The sequence below is a fragment of the Bradyrhizobium sp. PRIMUS42 genome (assembly GCF_023006515.1).
GTDB lineage: Bacteria > Pseudomonadota > Alphaproteobacteria > Rhizobiales > Xanthobacteraceae > Bradyrhizobium.
Genome location: NZ_JALBGZ010001076.1, coordinates 1 through 1501 on the forward strand (window position 1 = coordinate 1; position 1501 = coordinate 1501).

2 protein-coding genes and 1 pseudogene are annotated in these 1501 nt (G+C 65.4%); 2 read left to right on the top strand and 1 reads right to left on the bottom strand.

The window, feature by feature from the left end; translation table 11 throughout:
* Nucleotides 1-325: pseudogene (locus tag MOV75_RS37700) on the bottom strand (DUF2336 domain-containing protein); the annotation flags it as partial.
* A 255-nt stretch (nt 326-580) separates the two neighbouring features.
* Here MOV75_RS37700 and MOV75_RS37705 point away from each other — a divergent pair.
* Both MOV75_RS37705 and MOV75_RS37710 read left to right on the top strand, forming a co-directional pair.
* Nucleotides 581-769 (top strand): hypothetical protein, encoded by a 189-nt coding sequence (locus MOV75_RS37705; RefSeq protein ID WP_212067156.1) that lies wholly within the window; start codon nt 581-583, stop codon nt 767-769.
* Nucleotides 770-784: 15 nt separating this feature from the next.
* On the top strand, nt 785-1501 hold a 717-nt coding region (locus tag MOV75_RS37710), incomplete at its 3' end, for a hypothetical protein (RefSeq protein WP_247007948.1).

The window sequence follows — 1501 nt, forward strand, 5'->3', positions numbered from 1 at the left end:
CGGGTGCGGGCGTGGGAATCTCGCGCGCCAGCGGAACCCTGCGGCCTTCCTGCGCGGCGACCAGTCCGAGCTTCTGCAGCACCGGGACCGGCGTCTGCGGATAGATCGCGAGCTTGGCTTTGATGGCCGCGCGCGTCGCATCGTCAACCTGGTCGATCAGCCGTGTTGCAAGCTCGGTAAACTGACGCTGCTCGTCCTCGCTGTGGATGCGCGTCTGGACGTAAAGGTCGGTCAGCACGCGCAGCAGCGTCGGCCGAACATCGACGCCTTCGCGACGGGAGAGGGACATCAGCCCGTCGAATCCGGGAAACAGCGACTTGGTCATGGAGAGATACGCGACCTGGGAAGGATACTCGCCGCCAGCCTATCGCAGGCTCCTTTAAAGGCTCGTTAAGGAAAACGAGGCGTGAAGCCGAACGCTCCACTTGTCGCGGTCTCGTGCCTTAACGGGACGTCGCGGACCGGCCCGTGCCGCTACGGTCCGAACGCCGCGTTTACACCCCGTTAACCATGAACTGATCTTAATGAATTGCATGTTGCAGGGGCGCGTTCGGTCGCGCGGCAATTGAAGAGAGCTGACATGGGGACCATCATTGAATTTCCGGCCGGTCGCCGGGTGGGCTCGTCGGGGGATGTCGCTCCGCGCGCGGACATGGGAACGATCCTGATCCTTCCCGTCATCCGTATCGAGCGCGAGGCAGATGAAACCAGCGGCGATCGCGGCCCCGAGCAGGGCACAGCGCCGGGGCGCCGTCGTCGCCGTCGCTGATTTCCGGCTTTTGCAATGCCGGACGCCATCCGCCAGATCCGGCCCTTTTTATCGGCCGCCCTGCTTACGCTTCTCGGCGCGATGCTCGCAGCCTGTAGCGGCGGTGATTTCGGCCGCACCCGCGCCGACATGCGCAGTGACGACATGCATCGCTGGCTGGGCGCGGAGGTTACCTCCAGCGTCGGCCTGAAGCCTTCGCAATTCCAGCTCACCGACGAAGAGCGCCAGCTGCGCGACCTCGCCTATCCCATGATCGAGCCGCCGCTGTCGCGCCCCGCATGGAAGAGCGTGTTCGGCGACTACAAGGCGCTGCCATCGCCCTGGCGTCAGAAGATCGTGTTCGATCGCACCATGTACGGACGCACGCTGATCGACGAGCCGCACCGCTCGCATTCCTCGCGTTATGCGCAGCTGATCGAGGACGTGCGCAACGACATCACCCGCTTCGAGCCGTTCTTCGCCAGCGCGATCCGCGTCATCGATCTCGACAGGAAGCGCGATGCCAGCATGGCGCGTGTTTCGGCGCTCTCGCCGAGGGAGAAGGACGACGCGGTCGCGCGCATGCAGGAGAACTCGCTGATCGTGCAGTGGGTGCAGCAATGCCTGGAGCAGCGCGTCTCGTCCTACCGCTGGTCGCTGGAGCGTCTGGTGATCCAGGCGCCCGACGGCATGGCCGCCGACGCCGACCGCCTGATCGGCGAGCTCGCCGCCCAGACCGCCAACCCCCCGGTT

Excerpts from the sequence above, each read along its gene's own strand:
- MOV75_RS37705 (WP_212067156.1), top strand. The coding sequence starts at position 581 with ATGGGGACCATCATTGAATTTCCGGCCGGTCGCCGGGTGGGCTCGTCG.